At 69.0% G+C, this 14,837-nt stretch carries 17 protein-coding genes; 11 read left to right on the top strand and 6 right to left on the bottom strand.

Annotation, left to right across the window (positions count from 1 at the left end):
* Positions 1–173 precede the first annotated feature (173 nt).
* The 3 genes from L978_RS14920 (at position 174) to L978_RS14910 (ending at position 2,224) form a co-directional block, all read left to right on the top strand.
* Positions 174–917 (top strand): PspA/IM30 family protein, encoded by a 744-nt coding sequence (locus tag L978_RS14920; protein ID WP_047524088.1) that lies wholly within the window; start codon positions 174–176, stop codon positions 915–917.
* A gap of 63 nt (positions 918–980) precedes the next feature.
* Complete coding sequence (locus tag L978_RS14915; RefSeq protein ID WP_047524087.1) at positions 981–1,784, top strand: arginase family protein; 804 nt, start codon at positions 981–983, stop codon at positions 1,782–1,784.
* On the top strand, positions 1,781–2,224 hold the full coding sequence (locus L978_RS14910) for a hypothetical protein (RefSeq protein ID WP_047524086.1): 444 nt from the start codon (positions 1,781–1,783) through the stop codon (positions 2,222–2,224). Before L978_RS14915 ends, L978_RS14910 begins: the two co-directional genes overlap by 4 nt.
* Positions 2,225–2,234: 10 nt before the next feature.
* Here the strand turns inward: L978_RS14910 and L978_RS14905 are convergent, their stop codons facing one another.
* The 3 genes from L978_RS14905 to L978_RS14895 form a co-directional block, all read right to left on the bottom strand.
* On the bottom strand, positions 2,235–2,705 hold the full coding sequence (locus tag L978_RS14905) for an SIP domain-containing protein (RefSeq protein WP_081997082.1): 471 nt from the start codon (positions 2,703–2,705) through the stop codon (positions 2,235–2,237).
* 71 nt (positions 2,706–2,776) lie between these two features.
* Complete coding sequence (locus L978_RS14900) at positions 2,777–3,490, bottom strand: tyrosine-protein phosphatase (RefSeq protein ID WP_047524085.1); 714 nt, start codon at positions 3,488–3,490, stop codon at positions 2,777–2,779.
* Complete coding sequence (locus L978_RS14895) at positions 3,487–3,963, bottom strand: carboxymuconolactone decarboxylase family protein (RefSeq protein WP_047524084.1); 477 nt, start codon at positions 3,961–3,963, stop codon at positions 3,487–3,489. Before L978_RS14895 ends, L978_RS14900 begins: the two co-directional genes overlap by 4 nt.
* Before the next feature lie 171 nt (positions 3,964–4,134).
* On the opposite strand from L978_RS14895, the gene L978_RS14890 reads away from it, so the two are divergent.
* From L978_RS14890 to L978_RS14865, 6 genes are all read left to right on the top strand, one after another.
* Positions 4,135–5,061: an alpha/beta fold hydrolase gene (locus tag L978_RS14890; RefSeq protein WP_231555076.1), complete on the top strand. Its 927-nt coding sequence runs from the start codon at positions 4,135–4,137 to the stop codon at positions 5,059–5,061.
* 92 nt (positions 5,062–5,153) lie between these two features.
* Positions 5,154–6,674, top strand: a complete 1,521-nt coding sequence (locus L978_RS14885) for an ABC transporter substrate-binding protein (RefSeq protein ID WP_047524083.1) — start codon at positions 5,154–5,156, stop codon at positions 6,672–6,674.
* A 17-nt stretch (positions 6,675–6,691) separates the two neighbouring features.
* Entirely contained in the window at positions 6,692–7,642 is a 951-nt protein-coding gene (locus tag L978_RS14880; protein WP_047524082.1) for an ABC transporter permease, read from the top strand.
* Complete coding sequence (locus L978_RS14875; RefSeq protein ID WP_047524081.1) at positions 7,639–8,508, top strand: ABC transporter permease; 870 nt, start codon at positions 7,639–7,641, stop codon at positions 8,506–8,508. The genes L978_RS14880 and L978_RS14875 overlap by 4 nt, the downstream gene beginning before the upstream one ends.
* A complete protein-coding gene (locus L978_RS14870) occupies positions 8,505–9,296 on the top strand; it encodes an ATP-binding cassette domain-containing protein (RefSeq protein ID WP_047524080.1) in 792 nt (263 codons plus the stop codon). The genes L978_RS14875 and L978_RS14870 overlap by 4 nt, the downstream gene beginning before the upstream one ends.
* A complete protein-coding gene (locus L978_RS14865; RefSeq protein ID WP_052193794.1) occupies positions 9,293–10,090 on the top strand; it encodes an ABC transporter ATP-binding protein in 798 nt (265 codons plus the stop codon). Before L978_RS14870 ends, L978_RS14865 begins: the two co-directional genes overlap by 4 nt.
* Before the next feature lie 29 nt (positions 10,091–10,119).
* Here the strand turns inward: L978_RS14865 and L978_RS14860 are convergent, their stop codons facing one another.
* Genes L978_RS14860 through L978_RS14850 form a run of 3 tightly spaced genes read right to left on the bottom strand, consistent with a single transcriptional unit; the run spans position 10,120 to position 12,240 of the window.
* A complete protein-coding gene (locus L978_RS14860; RefSeq protein ID WP_047524079.1) occupies positions 10,120–10,737 on the bottom strand; it encodes a GNAT family N-acetyltransferase in 618 nt (205 codons plus the stop codon).
* 4 nt (positions 10,738–10,741) lie between these two features.
* Positions 10,742–11,455 (bottom strand): uracil-DNA glycosylase, encoded by a 714-nt coding sequence (locus tag L978_RS14855; RefSeq protein ID WP_047524078.1) that lies wholly within the window; start codon positions 11,453–11,455, stop codon positions 10,742–10,744.
* 2 nt (positions 11,456–11,457) lie between these two features.
* On the bottom strand, positions 11,458–12,240 hold the full coding sequence (locus L978_RS14850) for an SDR family oxidoreductase (RefSeq protein ID WP_194239207.1): 783 nt from the start codon (positions 12,238–12,240) through the stop codon (positions 11,458–11,460).
* 193 nt (positions 12,241–12,433) lie between these two features.
* On the opposite strand from L978_RS14850, the gene L978_RS14845 reads away from it, so the two are divergent.
* Entirely contained in the window at positions 12,434–13,756 is a 1,323-nt protein-coding gene (locus tag L978_RS14845; protein ID WP_047524077.1) for a bifunctional o-acetylhomoserine/o-acetylserine sulfhydrylase, read from the top strand.
* 162 nt (positions 13,757–13,918) lie between these two features.
* Positions 13,919–14,837, top strand: a 919-nt coding sequence (gene metX, locus L978_RS14840) for a homoserine O-acetyltransferase MetX (protein ID WP_047524076.1), incomplete at its 3' end; no start/stop codon positions are given.

Raw genomic sequence — 14,837 nt, 5'->3', positions numbered from 1 at the left:
CCGCAGCGGCTGGCGCTCCTCCGGGGGCGGCGGTTTCCGCAGCTCCGGCTTCGGCGGCGGCGGGGGTTCCCGCGGCGGCGGCCGTAGCGGCCGATCCGGAGGTAGACGCTTCTGATCCGCCACACAGATTCTTACGCCAAGCTCTCGAAGACGCCCTCTGAAAGGAACCACGCATGACCAAGCAGTCCATCTTCGGACGTATCTCGACCCTCGTCCGCGCGAACATCAACTCTCTGCTGGACTCTGCGGAAGACCCGCAGAAGATGATCGACCAGCTCGTCCGCGACTACACGAACAGCATCGCCGACGCCGAGTCCGCGATCGCGGAGACCATCGGCAACCTGCGCCTGCTGGAACGCGACCACGAAGAGGACGTCCAGGCGGCCACCGAATGGGGCAACAAGGCTCTGGCCGCCAGCCGCAAGGCCGACGAGATGCGCGCCAGCGGTGATGCCGCCGACGCCGACAAGTTCGACAACCTCGCCAAGATCGCGCTCCAGCGTCAGATCAGCGCGGAGCGCGAGGCCACCGGCGCCGAGCCGCAGATCGCCGCGCAGACCGAGATCGTCGACAAGCTCAAGAGCGGCCTGAACGGCATGAAGGACAAGCTCGTCGAGCTCAAGAACAAGCGCAGCGAACTGCTCGCCCGCGCCAAGGTCGCCGAGGCGCAGACCAAGGTGCAGGACGCGGTCGGCTCGATCAACGTGCTCGACCCCACCAGCGAGCTGGGCCGGTTCGAGGACAAGGTCCGCCGTCAGGAGGCTCTCGCGCAGGGCAAGATCGAACTTGCTGCGTCCAGCCTCGACGCGCAGTTCGAGAGCCTGGAAGACCTCGGCGAGCTCACCGAGGTCGAGGCTCGTCTCGCCGAGCTCAAGGCCGGTGGCAGTGCCCCCCGTCAGGCCCTCGAAGGCTCCTGACACGACCAGCGGATGCCCCGGACCTCGTGTTCGGGGCATCCGCGTTCTCCCTCGGAGGCACCCATGGTGCGATTCCTGGTCATCCCGCAGTGGCAGGGCTCACCCGCGCCACGGGCGATGCTCCTCGTCGACGGCGCGTCCGCGATCGCCGGCGATCTGCCCCGCGCGGCCACGACGGTGCTGGACGTGCCGGTCGAGGCCGGTGAAGCGCTCGGCACGGGCGTCCGCCGTCTGAGTGCGCTGCTCCGGACCCGAGAGCTCGTGCACGGTCATATCGACGCCGACACCGTGGTGATCGGCGGCGACTGCAGCGTCACCGTCGCCGCCCTCGATGCACTCCCGGGCGGCACCGAGGATCTCGCCGTCGTGTGGTGCGACGCACACGCAGATCTGCACACCCCCGAGACGTCCCCTTCGGGCGCCTTCTCCGGCATGGCACTGCGCGCGTTGCTCGGCGAGGGCGAGGAGCAACTGACGCTCTCCCCCGCAATCCCTGCCGACCGCGTCGTGACCGTCGGCATGCGTACGCTCGATGACGCGGAGATCGCGCCGCTCGCGCCGCTGACGAATCTCTCGGTCGCCGATCTCGAGCGCCCGGAGGCTCTGCTCGATGCTGTGCGTTCGACGGGCGCCTCACGCGTGTGGGTTCACATCGACGTCGATGTGCTCGATCCCTCGGACTTCGCGGGTGTGTCGTCGTCCGAGCCGTTCGGCCTCTCCCCCGCCGCACTCAGCACCGCCGTCCGAACCCTGCGCGGAGAGATCCCGCTCGCCGGCGCCACCATCGCCGGCTTCGCTCCGCGGTCCCCGGCCGACGCCGTCGATGATCTCGGCGCGCTGCTGCGACTGATCGGAGCGGTGGCATGACGCCGGACTCGGAGTGGCGCGCAACGGCCGACGAGGTGCTCGCGCGCGGGCGCCGCTTCGACAGACGGATCCCCTCCTTCCTGCTGCGCTCCCCGATCAGCCGACTCGGCTACGCGTGGGGCACCTCCGTGGGCTGGATGTGGGGCGCGCTGTGGAGCACCGGCCCGGTGGAGAGACGCTCCGGGCTCTGGGTCTTCCGGGGCATGCCGAAATGGACCTTTCGCCGCGGCGGGGTCTGCGTCGGAGGCTGCTTCCTGACCGGTGACGCGCGTCCGACCGAAGCCGTGCTGCGCCACGAGGCCGTGCACAAGGCCCAGTGGCTCCGCTACGGCTTCCTGATGCCCGTGCTCTACCTGTTCGCCGGGCGCGACCCGTTGCGCAACCGCTTCGAGATCGAAGCGGGGCTCGAAGACGGGAACTACGTGCGGCGCACCCGCTGAGGGCTACGCCTCAGCGCTGCGCGGGCAGCAGGCCGAAACGCTCGGGCGTGCGGATCTGTGCCGGGGAGATCGCCAGGGAGCCGGTGAGGTGCTCGACGATGTCGGCCGTCCCCAGGTAGCCACCCAGAAGCGTGACGTGCGTCTCGATCTCGTCGTCGCACATCATCTCATCGGCCCACGCGCAGGTCGCCCGCGCCAGAGCCTGTCCCGGCGCGCAGGAGCGACCACTGCCGGGCGCACCGGTGCGCTGCTCGCGCGCGAGCCAGGTCACCGTCATACGGCCCGGGGCGTCGATCACGCCGATATCCGCGGCCTCGGGCACCTCGATGAAGATCCGCCCGGAAGCACACAGCGGCAGCGTGGTCAGGAACACCTCGAGCTCGGCGAGCGACTGCTCGTCGGCCGTGACCAGGTGGTGCGCGCGCTGACGTGCGGCGCGACGTTCCGCGCGCGTGCTGCGAGTCTCGAGCGAGGTGTTCATGATGACTTCATCGTACACCAAGTGAAGGCTTGCCTAACCTTGCTCCTGCTGTGAGAAGACGTGCGCACGCACTACTCGCCCGGCTCGACGAGCGCCTGTGTCAGCGCCGCGAGCTCCCCCTCGGTCATCCCGTTGGCGCGCAGGTACCCGGCGACGGAACCCCAGCGCTCATCCACCTGCTCGAGAAGACGTCGCATCACCGGCGCAGGCGACTGCGTCGCGAGCGCGACGGCATGCACGGCGTCCGGATGCTGAGACCGCAGGTACTCGGCGATGCGGCGCGTGCGCTGGGCGGGAAGCTGGGATTCGGTGAGCGCGTAGTCGGCGATCACGGCCTCCCTCTCGGCACCGACGGCGGAGAGCGCCAGAGCGACGGTCACCCCGGTGCGATCCTTGCCGACGGTGCAGTGCACGAGGGTGCGCTCGCCCGCGGCGATGATGCGGAGGGCCGCCACCAGTCGATCGCCGCTCTCCTCGAGGAGGTGCAGGTACAGCCCCTCGAGGCTGATGTCGGTTTCGAAGAACGACCGCACCGACCCCAGGAACAGGGGAAGGTGCGTGGTCTCCGGCCCGTCGATCTCCGTCGGCTCCGCCGCGACCTCCTCGCCGTCTCGAAGGTCGACGATGCGCTGCACGCGCTCACGGAGGAGGGCCGCCCCGGCGGGGGTCGCACCGGACAGCTGCCCCGCCCGCAGGAGGACACCGGCGCGGATGCGACCGCCTGCTGCCGGGATGCCGCCGACGTCGCGGATGTTCGCCACCCCATCGACGCGGAGAACGGTCATGCCTGCGCCTGGGACGCGCGCGGGGGCACCGGGTAGCGGCCGGCGATCACGATGCGGTTGAACGCGTTGATGGAAACGCACGCCCAGCTCAGAGCGGCGTATTCCTTCTCGGTGAACACGCTGCCGACGCGGTCGTACACGTCATCCGAGACGCCGTCCTCGGAGATGAAGGTGAAGGCCTCGGCGAGTTCGAGTGCCGCCCGCTCCCGGTCGCTGAAAACACCGCTCTCGCGCCACGTGGAGATCTGGGTGAGCACATCGGTGTCGACGCCGGCCGCGACGGCACGGTCGACATGGATCCGTACGCAGTACGCGCAGCCGTTGAGCTGGGAGCAATGGATCATCACGATCTCCTTGAGACGATCGTCGATGCCGTTCGCCGCGCAGATCTGGCCCACCGTCTTCGAGAACGCATCGAGCGCCTGGTACGCGGCAGGCTCGGTCTTGGACAGGTGCACACGCGTCTCACTCATGACTCCATGATATTCGTCGCGCGTCCGCTAGCCCCTCGCTCGCCCCAAGAGGTCGAAATGCAGACTGCCACTCCTTTCTGTCTTAGAGGCGCCATAACGACAAGTGAACTCTGGGTCATATTTAGCTTTTTGCTCTCGCATTTCTCCGTCTCCGGGCGCAGGGAGCAGAATGTGGAGGTGGCGATCGACATCAGCGAGTTCAGCTATCTTCCCGCACAGGCCGATGCGCTCGGCGTTCCGCTCCCTCCGGTGGAGCGTGTCACCCTCCCCCTCGACGATGGGCGCGTACTCAGCACGCTGCGGTTCGGGACCGGCGCGCCTCGGGTCACCCTGCTGCACGGTGCCGGTCTGAACGCGCACACGTGGGACACGACGGTCCTGGCGCTTCAGGAGCCCGTGCTCGCGATCGACCTCGCCGGACACGGCGACTCCTCCTGGCGTGACGATGCCGACTACACCCCGCGCACGCTCGCCCGAGACATCGCGGCGGCCTTCGACGCGTGGGCGGTCCCGCCTCAGATCGTCGTCGGCCAGTCCCTCGGCGGACTCACCGGAGCTGCACTCGCCGCCGCGCGCCCGGATCTCGTGTCCGAGCTTGTCGTCGTCGACATCACCCCGGGCATCGACGTCACCGCTGGTCCGGCCGCACTGCGCGAGTTCTATGCCGGTCCGACCGATTTCGCCTCCCGAGATGAGCTGGTCGACAAGGCGATGTCGCTCGGTTTCGGGGGCAGTCGCGCCGAGACCGAGCGCGGCGTCTTCCTCAACACCCGCGTGCGCGAGGACGGCCGCGTCGAGTGGAAGCACCACTTCGCGCACCTCGCCGCCCAGGCACTCGCCGCCCACGATCCGGGCTCGGTGGCCGCGCCGTCCGTGTTGCACGAGACCGGGTGGGACGATCTCTCCGCCGTCCGAGCGCCGATCACCCTGGTCCGCGCGCAGCGCGGCTTCGTCAGCGAAGCGGACGCCGCCGAGCTGCAACGTCGCGTGCCCACCGCCCGCCTGGTCACGCTGGACGCGACACACAATGTCCAGGAGACCGCCCCGACCGCCCTCGCCGCCCTCATCGCGTCCCCCGCCGTCTCCGACGGAATATGACGCTTCGTTCCATACCCGACCCGCACCATCCCACGCATCTCTAGGCTCGATCCAACGGCACACAGCAACTGCCGCACCGAGAGGAAACGCCCATGTTCCGACGTACCCGACGTCTCTCGCTGATCGCCGCGCTCGCGGCGACCGCCGTCATACTCAGCGCCTGCGCCGGCTCCCCCGAGCCGACCGTCACCACGGGCACCGGCACGCCCGACCCCGACGCGACCCTGCACGTCGGCCTGGTCCTCGAACCGACCAACCTCGACATCCGCCACACCAGTGGCGCCGCGCTCGAGCAGATCCTCATCGACAACATCTACGAGGGACTGGTCAGCCGGACGCAGGAGAACGAGATCGAGGGGCGTCTCGCCTCGGACTACACCGTGTCCGACGACGGCCTCACGTACACTTTCACCCTCAACGAGGGCATCCAGTTCCACGACGGCACGGCGCTCACCTCCGCGGACGTCGTCTCCTCCTACGAGACCGTGCGCACCGATGCCACCGTGCAGGGCAACGCCGAGTTCGCGAAGGTCTCCTCGATCACCGCACCCGACGCGACCACGGTGGAGATCGTGCTCACCGAGCCGGACCAGAACTTCCTGTTCACCCTGACGGGCCCCGCCGGGCTGGTCTTCAAGACCGGGGACACGACCGACCTGAAGTCGGCGGAGAACGGCACCGGTCCCTTCACCCTGACCCGGTGGAACAAGGGCAGCACCATCACGTTCGCGCGCAATGACGACTATTGGGGCGAGAAGGCAGGCGTCGCCCAGGTGGAGTTCCAGTACATCCCCGACTTCACCGCCGGTGTGAACGCCGCGCTCGCCGGCGACGTCGACGTGCTCACCGCCGTGGACCCGAACCTCGCCCCGCAGCTCGAGGACTCCGGCGAGTTCGCTCTCACGAAGGGCCGGACGACCGACAAGGCGACGCTGGCGTTCAACAACCAGAAGGCCCCTCTGGACGATGTCCGGGTGCGCGAGGCGCTGCGACTCGCGATCGACCACGACGCGCTCGTCGAAGCCGTCGGCGCGGGAACGACCCTGTACGGTCCCATCCCCGAACTCGACCCGGGCTACGAGGATCTGTCCGATGTGATCTCCTACGACCCGGAGAAGGCGAAGTCCCTGCTGGCCGAAGCCGGCCAGGAGGACCTGGAGCTCACCCTCACCATCCCCGCCTTCTACGGGACCACGGTGCCGAAGGTGCTGATCTCCGACTTCAAGAAGGTCGGCGTCTCCCTCGAGGTGAACTCGGTGGAGTTCCCGACCTGGCTGGAAGACGTGTACACCAACCACGACTACGACCTCAGCTTCGTGCTGCACGTCGAGCCGCGCGACTTCGGCAACTTCGCCGACCCGGACTACTACTTCGGCTACGACAACACCGAGGTGCAGCGCCTGTACGCCGAAGCTCTCGCCGAGGTCGACCCCGACAAGTCCGCCGAGCTGCTCGCGCAGGCCGCGCGCATCGTGTCGGAGGATCACGCCGCGGACTGGCTGTACAACGGCGAGACCATCACGGCAGTGAGCCCGATCGTCGCGGGCTTCCCGGAGGACTCGATCAACTCGCGCATCGACCTCGCCGGCGTCACCGTCTCCACCGACGGGTAACGGGCGGCCACCCCTCCGTGATCCGATACGCACTCACACGAGGAGCCCTGCTCATCGCAGGGCTCCTCGTGTCGAGCGCGCTCATCTTCCTGACTCTGCGCGTGTTCCCGGGAGACGTCGCGCAACTCATCGCCGGCACCCAGGCCTCACCCACCGAAGTCGACGCGTTGCGTGAATCCCTCGGCCTGAACCGCCCGTTGGTCGCCCAATACACCGAGTGGATCGGCGGCATCTTCCGCGGCGACCTGGGGACCTCCCTGCTCTCCGGCGCCTCCGTCGGTGAGGAGCTTCTGCTCAAGGCGCAGGTCACCGTGCCCCTCGGCATCATGTCGCTCCTGATCGCCGTACTGATCGCCGTGCCGTTCGGCATCCTCGCCGCACTCCTGCGCGGTCGCCGCGGAGGCACGGCTTTCAGCGTCGGTGCCCAGGCGCTGGCCGCCGTCCCCGTCGTCTGGGCCGGCATGATGCTCATCGTCGTGTTCTCGGTCTGGCTGGGCTGGTTGCCTCCGCAGGGCTTCCCGCGCACCGGATGGTCGACACCGTGGCGGGCGATCGAGTCGCTGCTGCTCCCCGCCTTGACGATCGGCATCGTGGAGGGCGCGATGCTGATGCGGTTCGTGCGCAGCGCCACGCTCCAAGCGGCCGGACAGGACTTCGTACGCACGGCCGCCGCGAAAGGCCTCACTCGCACGCGAGCACTCATCCAGCACGGTATCCCTGCCGTCGGGCTCTCGATCGTCACCGTCCTCGGGCTCCAGGTCGCCGGGATCATCGTCGGATCGGTCGTGATCGAGCAGCTCTTCACCCTCCCCGGCATCGGACGGATGCTGGTCGCCGATGTCGGAACGCGCGACCTCATCAAGGTGCAGAGTGAACTCCTCGTCCTCACCGGCTTCGTGCTGGTCGTGGGCTTCCTCGTCGACCTCGTGCACCGCGCGATCGACCCCCGCCAACGGGAGGCCGCATGACTCCCCGATGGCTCGCCCGCCTCTGGAGCACCCCGACCGGGCGATTCGGGCTCGTCGTCGTGGCCGTGGTCGCGGGCACGGCGCTCGTCGCCCTGTGGTGGACCCCGTTCGACCCTCAGGCGTCGGAGATCGGAGAGCGGTGGCTCCCCCCGGGATGGCCACACCTGCTCGGCACCGATGACACCGGCCGTGACATCCTGAGCCTGCTGATGGCGGGAGCGCGCACGACCGTGTTCGTGAGCGTCGGCGCCGGCGTCGTGGCGACGGTCGTGGGAGTCTCCCTCGCCGCGCTCGGTGCCCTCACCGCTCGATGGATGCGGGAGACCGTCGCGGTGCTCGTCGACATCCTGATCGCCTTCCCCGTCCTCCTGATCGCCATGATGATCTCCTCGGTCTGGGGCGGCTCGCTCTGGGTCGTGATCTGGGCCGTGGGGATCGGGTTCGGCGTGAACATCGCCCGCGTGACGCGACCGGAACTGCGCCGCGTGCAGCAGAGCGACTTCGTGCTGGCCGGTCGAGCCGCGGGGCTGACTCCGTCGCAGAGCCTGGTCCGCCACCTGCTGCCGAACGTCGCACCGGTCTTCATCGTGCAGCTCTCGTGGTCGATGGCCGTCGCCGTCCTCGCTGAGGCAGGTCTGTCGTACCTCGGGTTCGGTGCCTCCGTGGTCGAACCGAGCTGGGGGCTGCTGCTCGCCGACCTCCAGCGCTACATCGGGGTGCATCCGCTCTCGGTGATCTGGCCCGGTCTCGCGATCACGATCACCGTGCTCGCGCTGAACCTCCTCGGTGACGGCCTGCGCGAGGCGACCGACCCGACCCTGCGGCACCGTTCCGCCGAAGTCCATACCCCGGGGGTGGTCTCATGAGTCTCTCCGTGGAAGACCTCGTGATCGAGATCGACGGGCGCCGCGTCGTCGACGGCATCTCGTTCGAGGTTCCGGATGGTGCGCGCCTGGGTCTGATAGGCGAGTCCGGTTCCGGCAAGTCGCTCACCGCCCTCGCCGTGCTCGGCCTCCTCCCCGACGGTGCGAGCGCGTCCGGCAGTATCCGCTGGAACGGCGTGGAACTGATCGGAATGCCCGATCGCGAGCTGGCCCGGTTGCGCGGCGACGACATCGGCATCGTGTTCCAAGAGCCCCGCACGGCGCTGAATCCCATCCGCACCGTCGGCAGGCAGATCGCGGAGTCGATCCGCATCCACGAGGGAGTGGGTCGCCGCGAGGGCCGAGAGCGCGCGATCGCCGAGGCCGCGCGCGTGCGTCTGCCGGATCCGGAGTCGATCGTCGACCGGTATCCGCACCAGCTCTCGGGCGGTCAGCGGCAGCGCGTCGCGATCGCCATGGCACTCGCCTGCCGTCCGCGCCTGCTCATCGCCGACGAACCGACGACCGCACTCGACGTCACGATCCAGGCAGAGATCCTGTCGCTCCTGCTCACCCTCGTCGCCGAGGAGGGCATGTCCCTCGTCTTCATCACCCACGATCTCGCCGTGCTCGCTCAGGTCGCGACCGTGGGCGTCGTGCTCGAGCGCGGGCGCGTCGCGGAGTCGGGGGCGGTGTCGACTCTCCTCTCGGCCCCCTCCTCCCCTATCACACAGGGGCTGCTGCGGGATGCGACAGCGACCCTGTGGCGCCCGGACGGCGGTGTCTCGTGACCCTGATCGAAGCGCGGGGACTCGGAAGGGACCACCGCCTCCCGAAGCGCTCCCTGTTCGAGCGCCCCCGAACGCAGACCGCACTGTTCCCGACCGACCTCGAGGTCGTCGAGGGCTCATCCGTGGGGATCATCGGCGAATCGGGATCGGGGAAGTCGACCCTGGTCCGACTCCTCCTGGGGCTCGACCGAGCGACATCCGGCACGGTCACCATCGACGGACGCCCCGTGGACGCCGCCGCAACCGCGAAGTCGCTGCATTGGCTGCGCCGCGAGACCGGCATGGTGTTCCAAGACCCGTTCGCCTCGCTCGATCCGCGCATGACAGCCGGGCAGATCATTCGCGAACCCCTCTGGGCGCTCGGCATCGACGGCGATCACCGAGCGAGGGTCCGCGAGGTGCTCGCACAGGTCGGCCTGGAGCCGGAGATGGGCGATCGCTACCCGCACGAGTTCTCCGGTGGTCAACGCCAGCGGATCGCGATCGCCCGGGCGATCGTGCATCGACCCCGCATCCTCGTGGGCGATGAGCCCCTCTCCGCCCTCGACGTGACGATGCGCGCACAGATCCTGGATCTGCTGATCGAGCTTCGCCGGACGACGGACCTCACGCTTCTTCTGGTGTCGCACGACATCGGCGTGGTGCAGAACCTGTGCGACAGCGTCGCGGTGATGAAGGACGGCCGCATCGTCGAACGGGGATCGACGGAGGAGGTCCTCCTGCACCCCGCACAGGAGTACACGAAGTCCCTGCTGGCGGCGATCCCGGTGATCCCGCGCTCCGGGGACGTCTGAGCGCACATCGTCACCGCCGGTCGCCCGGCTCAGCGACGTGCCCCGAAGAGGCTTCCGCGCCGCCGTCCGGTCCGCTTGAGCACGCGCCGCATGTACACGGTGCCGAGGTCGCGGCCGAACTTGTACCCGACGCGCCCCATGCGCCCGGCCTCGACGAAACCGAGCTTCTCGTGAAGCCGTATCGACGCCTCTGCGCCGCGATCGCTGATGACGGCGACCATCTCTCGAAGCCCGATCTGCTCGCACGCGTCGATCAGTGCCTGCAGCAGTGCGACTCCGAGCCCCTTCCCGCCGGCCCCCGGGCCCAGGTAGATCGAGTCCTCGACGGTGTACTTGTAGGCGTTCTTCCCCGCCCACGGCTGGGCGAGCGCGTATCCCATCACGACGCCGCCCGGGGACACGGCGACGAGGAAGGGCAGCTCCAACCGCGTGAGCAGGGCGTACTTCTCGCGCCAGTACGGGATGCTGCTGCGTCGCTCATCGAGTGTGACCGCGGAATTGCTCACGAAGTGGTTGTAGATCTCTCGCACGTGAGGCAGGTCAGCCGGGCGGACCGGCCGGATCGTGTACGCGAAGATCTCGGGCGCGGCCTGCGGGCGAAGGTGGCGCGGGAGGACACGGCGACGGTCCCCCGGTTCGAACTGCATGGGCTCAGCTTAGAGACGGAGAGGCTTCGCCTTCCACCCTCCAGTCCACGGCTTCGGCCCCCTGTTCCGTGAGCAGGGCATTCGCGCGCGAGAACGGCCGGGATCCGAAGAACCCGCGGCTCGCCGACAGCGGGGAGGGATGGGCCGAGACGATCACCGGCGTGTCACCGAGCATCGGCTGCAGATTCGCCGCGTCCTTGCCCCAGAGCACGGCCACGAGAGGCTGATCCCGGGCGACGAGGGTTCTGATCGCGAGTTCGGTGACCTTCTCCCACCCCCAGCCTCGGTGCGAGGCGGCCGCCCCCGGACGGACGGTCAGGACGCGGTTGAGCAAGAGCACGCCCTGATCGCTCCAGGCGGTGAGATCACCGTGCGGCGCCGGCGGTATGCCGAGGTCGCTCTCCCGCTCCTTGTAGATGTTCGTGAGGCTGCGCGGCAGCGGCCGTACCTCACGGTCCACCGCGAACGACAGGCCGATGGGGTGACCGGGCGTGGGGTACGGATCCTGCCCCGTGATCAGCACGCGCACGTCCGCGAGGGGCCGCCGGAACGCCCGGAGGACGTCCTCCCCGGCAGGCAGGTAGCCGTGGCCGGCGTCCTGCTCCGCGCGGAGCCTCTCCCCGAGTCCGGTTATCGTCTCCTGGACCGGGGCGAGTGCTTCCGCCCAGCCCGCGTCGATGAGGCCGTCCGCAGCGAGTTCGGCCAGCGTGCGCGCCATCGTCAGTCGATCGAGCGCACGCGCAGCGGTCCGCGGGCGAGCAGGTGCTGTGCGGATTGAGCCACCGGACGCATCGTGACGAGGTCGAGGTTCACATGCCCCGGTGCCTCCAGCGCATAGGTGATGACATCGGCGACGTCCTCCGCGAGGAGCGGTGCGTCGACGCCGGCGTACACGGCCTCCGCGGCCACGGCGTCGCCGCCCAGCCGGTTCAACGTGAACTCCTCGGTGTGCACCATCCCGGGCGCGACCTCGACCACCCGGATCGGCTCGCCGTTCAACTCCTGGCGGAGCACCTTGACCAGCATGCCCTCGGCGGCCTTCGCCGCGTTGTACCCGGCTCCCCCCGCGTACGCCGATTGGGCGGCCGTGGAGGTGACGAAGACGGTGTCCGCGTGCCCGTCCGCGTCGGCAGCTCGGCGCAGCAGCGGGAGCAGTCCCGCCACGAGCCGCTGCGTCGCGAGCACGTTCGCATCGAACATCCACTGCCAGTCCTCGACCGAGGCGTCTTCGATGCGATCGGTCCCGCGCGCACCGCCGGCCACCTGCACGAGCGCGTGCACCGGGCCCGACTCCGCGAGCGTGGAGACGAGGGCGTCGACGGCAGCCGGGTCGGTCAGATCGCAGGCGATCACGGAGGCTCCGGTCTCCGCGGCGAGCGCGGACAGACGGTCCTTGCGCCTGGCGACCCCGACCACATCCCATCCCCGCGACCGGAGTGCGCGCACCGTCGCCGCGCCGATCCCCGAACTCGCCCCTGTCACCACTGCACGTCTGTTGGCCATGCCTCCACCGTACGATGTTCGCCCCGGATTGCGGAGTCCCCCACGGGCTGTCGCGGATCCCTCGCTCGCGCGACGGCGGGCACCGCTCTGTTACGTCACATTTCTCCCCCACTGTTGACACCGAGCGATATTCCGTACTCTCGCAGCAACGGCATCCGCCATCCGACCTTCCGACCACTCCTGGGGGAATCACATGTCCGCACCTGAGTCCTGGCGCTTCGAGACCAAGCAGATCCACTCCGGCGCCGCCCCCGACCCGGTCACGAAGGCGCGCGCCACGCCGATCTATCAGACCACCTCGTATGTCTTCGACAGCGCGGATCACGCGGCCAACCTCTTCGCCCTCGCGGAGTTCGGCAACATCTACACCCGCATCCAGAACCCGACCCAGGACGTGCTGGAGCAGCGGCTCGCCGCGCTCGAAGGCGGCACCGGCGCGCTCGTGCTCGCCAGCGGACAGGCGGCCTCGACCTTCGCCATCCTGAACATCGCGCAGGCCGGAGACCACTTCGTCGCCTCGAGCTCGATCTACGGCGGCACCTACAACCTCTTCAAGTACACCCTCGCGAAGCTCGGCATCGAGGTCACGTTCGTCGAGAACCAGGACGACCCCGAGGAATGGCGCCGCGCCGTCCGTCCGAACACGAAGCTGTTCTTCGCAGAGACGATCGGCAACCCGCAGATCAACATCCTCGACATCCGTACCGTCGCCGACGTGGCGCACGAGAACGGCGTGCCGCTGATCGTCGACAACACCATCGCCACCCCGTACCTGATCCGTCCGTTCGAGTTCGGTGCCGACATCGTCGTGCACTCGGTCACGAAGTTCCTCGGCGGCCACGGCACGACCATCGGCGGAGTCATCATCGACGGCGGCACGTTCGAGTGGTCGAAGAACGTCGACACCTTCCCCGGCCTCACGGTCCCGGACCCCTCGTACCACGGCGCCAGCTACACCGCCGCCGTCGGCGACCCCCTCGCGTACATCATCAAGGCCCGTGTGCAGCTGCTGCGCGACCTCGGCTCCGCGATCGCGCCGCAGAGTGCGTGGAACCTCATCCAGGGCGTCGAGACGCTGTCGCTGCGCATCGAGCGTCACGTGCAGAACGCCCAGGAGATCGCCGAGTGGCTCGACGGCCGTGACGATGTCGCGACGGTCAACTACTCGGGGCTGCCCTCCTCGCCCTGGTACGCCAAGGCGAACGAGTACGCTCCCAAGGGTGTCGGTGCCGTGCTGTCGTTCGAGCTGAAGGGCGGCGTGGAGGCCGGGCGCGAGTTCGTGAACAGCCTGTCTCTGTTCAGCCACCTCGCCAACATCGGCGACGTCCGCTCGCTCGTCATCCACCCGGCGTCGACCACCCATGCGCAGCTCACCCCCGAGCAGCAGCTCACGGCCGGTGTCACGCCGGGCCTCGTGCGCCTCTCGGTCGGCATCGAGAACATCGAGGACCTCAAGGCCGACCTGGATCAGGCTCTCGCCGCGGCACGCGCCGTGTCGGAGGCCGCCCGCGCCTGACCCCCGCTGTTCCGGTCGACACCCCGTCCTACCGTCGACGCCCCTCCTGAATCACGTCTCTCAGGAGGGGCGTCGACGCTGTGCGGGGGCGTCGACCAGAATTGATGCTCGCGCGAGCGTAACCTGCCGCCGATGTGTGCCGGGTCACGCGACAATGGAGGGATGGACTGGCAGACGACCTCCGAGGACACGGTGCCGTCGGCACCCGTGACGGAGGCCGACGTCCGTCTCCTCCGCGCCCGCCCCCCGGCGACCGGGGCCTGGCGTGATGGTGACCCGGTCGGCGGCAGGCGCTTCGCCGCCTTCGGAGCCTTCGCCACGGAGAGCGGTGCGGAGCTGCCCGGTATCCGGATCGCCTACGAGTCCTGGGGCGAGCTGAACGCCGCCCGCGACAACGCGATCCTCGTCCTCCATGCACTCACGGGCGACAGCCATCTGCGTGGCCCCGCAGGAGCGGGCCATCCGACCGCAGGCTGGTGGGAGGACATCACGGGCCCCGACGCACCGCTCGACACCGATCGCTGGTTCGTGATCGCGCCGAACATGCTGGGCGGTTGCCAGGGCTCGACGGGCCCGGCGAGTGTCGCCCCGGACGGCTACGAGTGGGCTTCGCGATTCCCGTACGTGACGATCCGCGATCAGGTGGCGGCGCAGGTACGGCTTGCCGATGCGCTGGGAATCGACACGTGGGCCGCGGTCATCGGCGGCTCGATGGGCGGCATGCACGCCCTGGAGTGGGCCGCCACCCACCCCGAGCGCGTGCAGCGACTCGCGGTCCTCTCCTCTCCGCCGGTGACGACGGCCGACCAGATCGCGCTGAACACCGTGCAGCTGGAGACCATCCGGATGGATCCGCGGTTCCTGGGCGGCGAGTACTACGACCTGTCCGATGGCGACGGCCCCCACCGCGGTCTCGCCCTGGCGCGGCGCATGGCTCTGCTGAACTACCGCAGCCCGATCGAGCTCAACCAGCGCTTCCAGCGGTCATGGCAATCCGATGTGTCCCCGCTCGGACACGGCGGGCGCTTCGCGGTCGAGTCTTACCTGGATTTCCACGGCAACAAATTCACCCGCCGCTTCG

The organism is Microbacterium sp. ZOR0019, from assembly GCF_000800925.1.
GTDB classification, from domain to species: domain Bacteria; phylum Actinomycetota; class Actinomycetes; order Actinomycetales; family Microbacteriaceae; genus Microbacterium; species Microbacterium aurugineum.
This window is presented reverse-complemented; position numbering and strand designations above follow the sequence as displayed.

Excerpts from the sequence above, each read along its gene's own strand:
- L978_RS14920 (WP_047524088.1), top strand. The coding sequence starts at position 174 with ATGACCAAGCAGTCCATCTTCGGACGTATCTCGACCCTCGTCCGCGCG.
- L978_RS14915 (WP_047524087.1), top strand. The coding sequence starts at position 981 with ATGGTGCGATTCCTGGTCATCCCGCAGTGGCAGGGCTCACCCGCGCCA.
- L978_RS14910 (WP_047524086.1), top strand. The coding sequence starts at position 1,781 with ATGACGCCGGACTCGGAGTGGCGCGCAACGGCCGACGAGGTGCTCGCG.
- L978_RS14905 (WP_081997082.1), bottom strand. The coding sequence starts at position 2,705 with ATGAACACCTCGCTCGAGACTCGCAGCACGCGCGCGGAACGTCGCGCC.
- L978_RS14900 (WP_047524085.1), bottom strand. The coding sequence starts at position 3,490 with ATGACCGTTCTCCGCGTCGATGGGGTGGCGAACATCCGCGACGTCGGC.
- L978_RS14895 (WP_047524084.1), bottom strand. The coding sequence starts at position 3,963 with ATGAGTGAGACGCGTGTGCACCTGTCCAAGACCGAGCCTGCCGCGTAC.
- L978_RS14885 (WP_047524083.1), top strand. The coding sequence starts at position 5,154 with ATGTTCCGACGTACCCGACGTCTCTCGCTGATCGCCGCGCTCGCGGCG.
- L978_RS14875 (WP_047524081.1), top strand. The coding sequence starts at position 7,639 with ATGACTCCCCGATGGCTCGCCCGCCTCTGGAGCACCCCGACCGGGCGA.
- L978_RS14870 (WP_047524080.1), top strand. The coding sequence starts at position 8,505 with ATGAGTCTCTCCGTGGAAGACCTCGTGATCGAGATCGACGGGCGCCGC.
- L978_RS14860 (WP_047524079.1), bottom strand. The coding sequence starts at position 10,737 with ATGCAGTTCGAACCGGGGGACCGTCGCCGTGTCCTCCCGCGCCACCTT.
- L978_RS14855 (WP_047524078.1), bottom strand. The coding sequence starts at position 11,455 with ATGGCGCGCACGCTGGCCGAACTCGCTGCGGACGGCCTCATCGACGCG.
- L978_RS14850 (WP_194239207.1), bottom strand. The coding sequence starts at position 12,240 with ATGGCCAACAGACGTGCAGTGGTGACAGGGGCGAGTTCGGGGATCGGC.
- L978_RS14845 (WP_047524077.1), top strand. The coding sequence starts at position 12,434 with ATGTCCGCACCTGAGTCCTGGCGCTTCGAGACCAAGCAGATCCACTCC.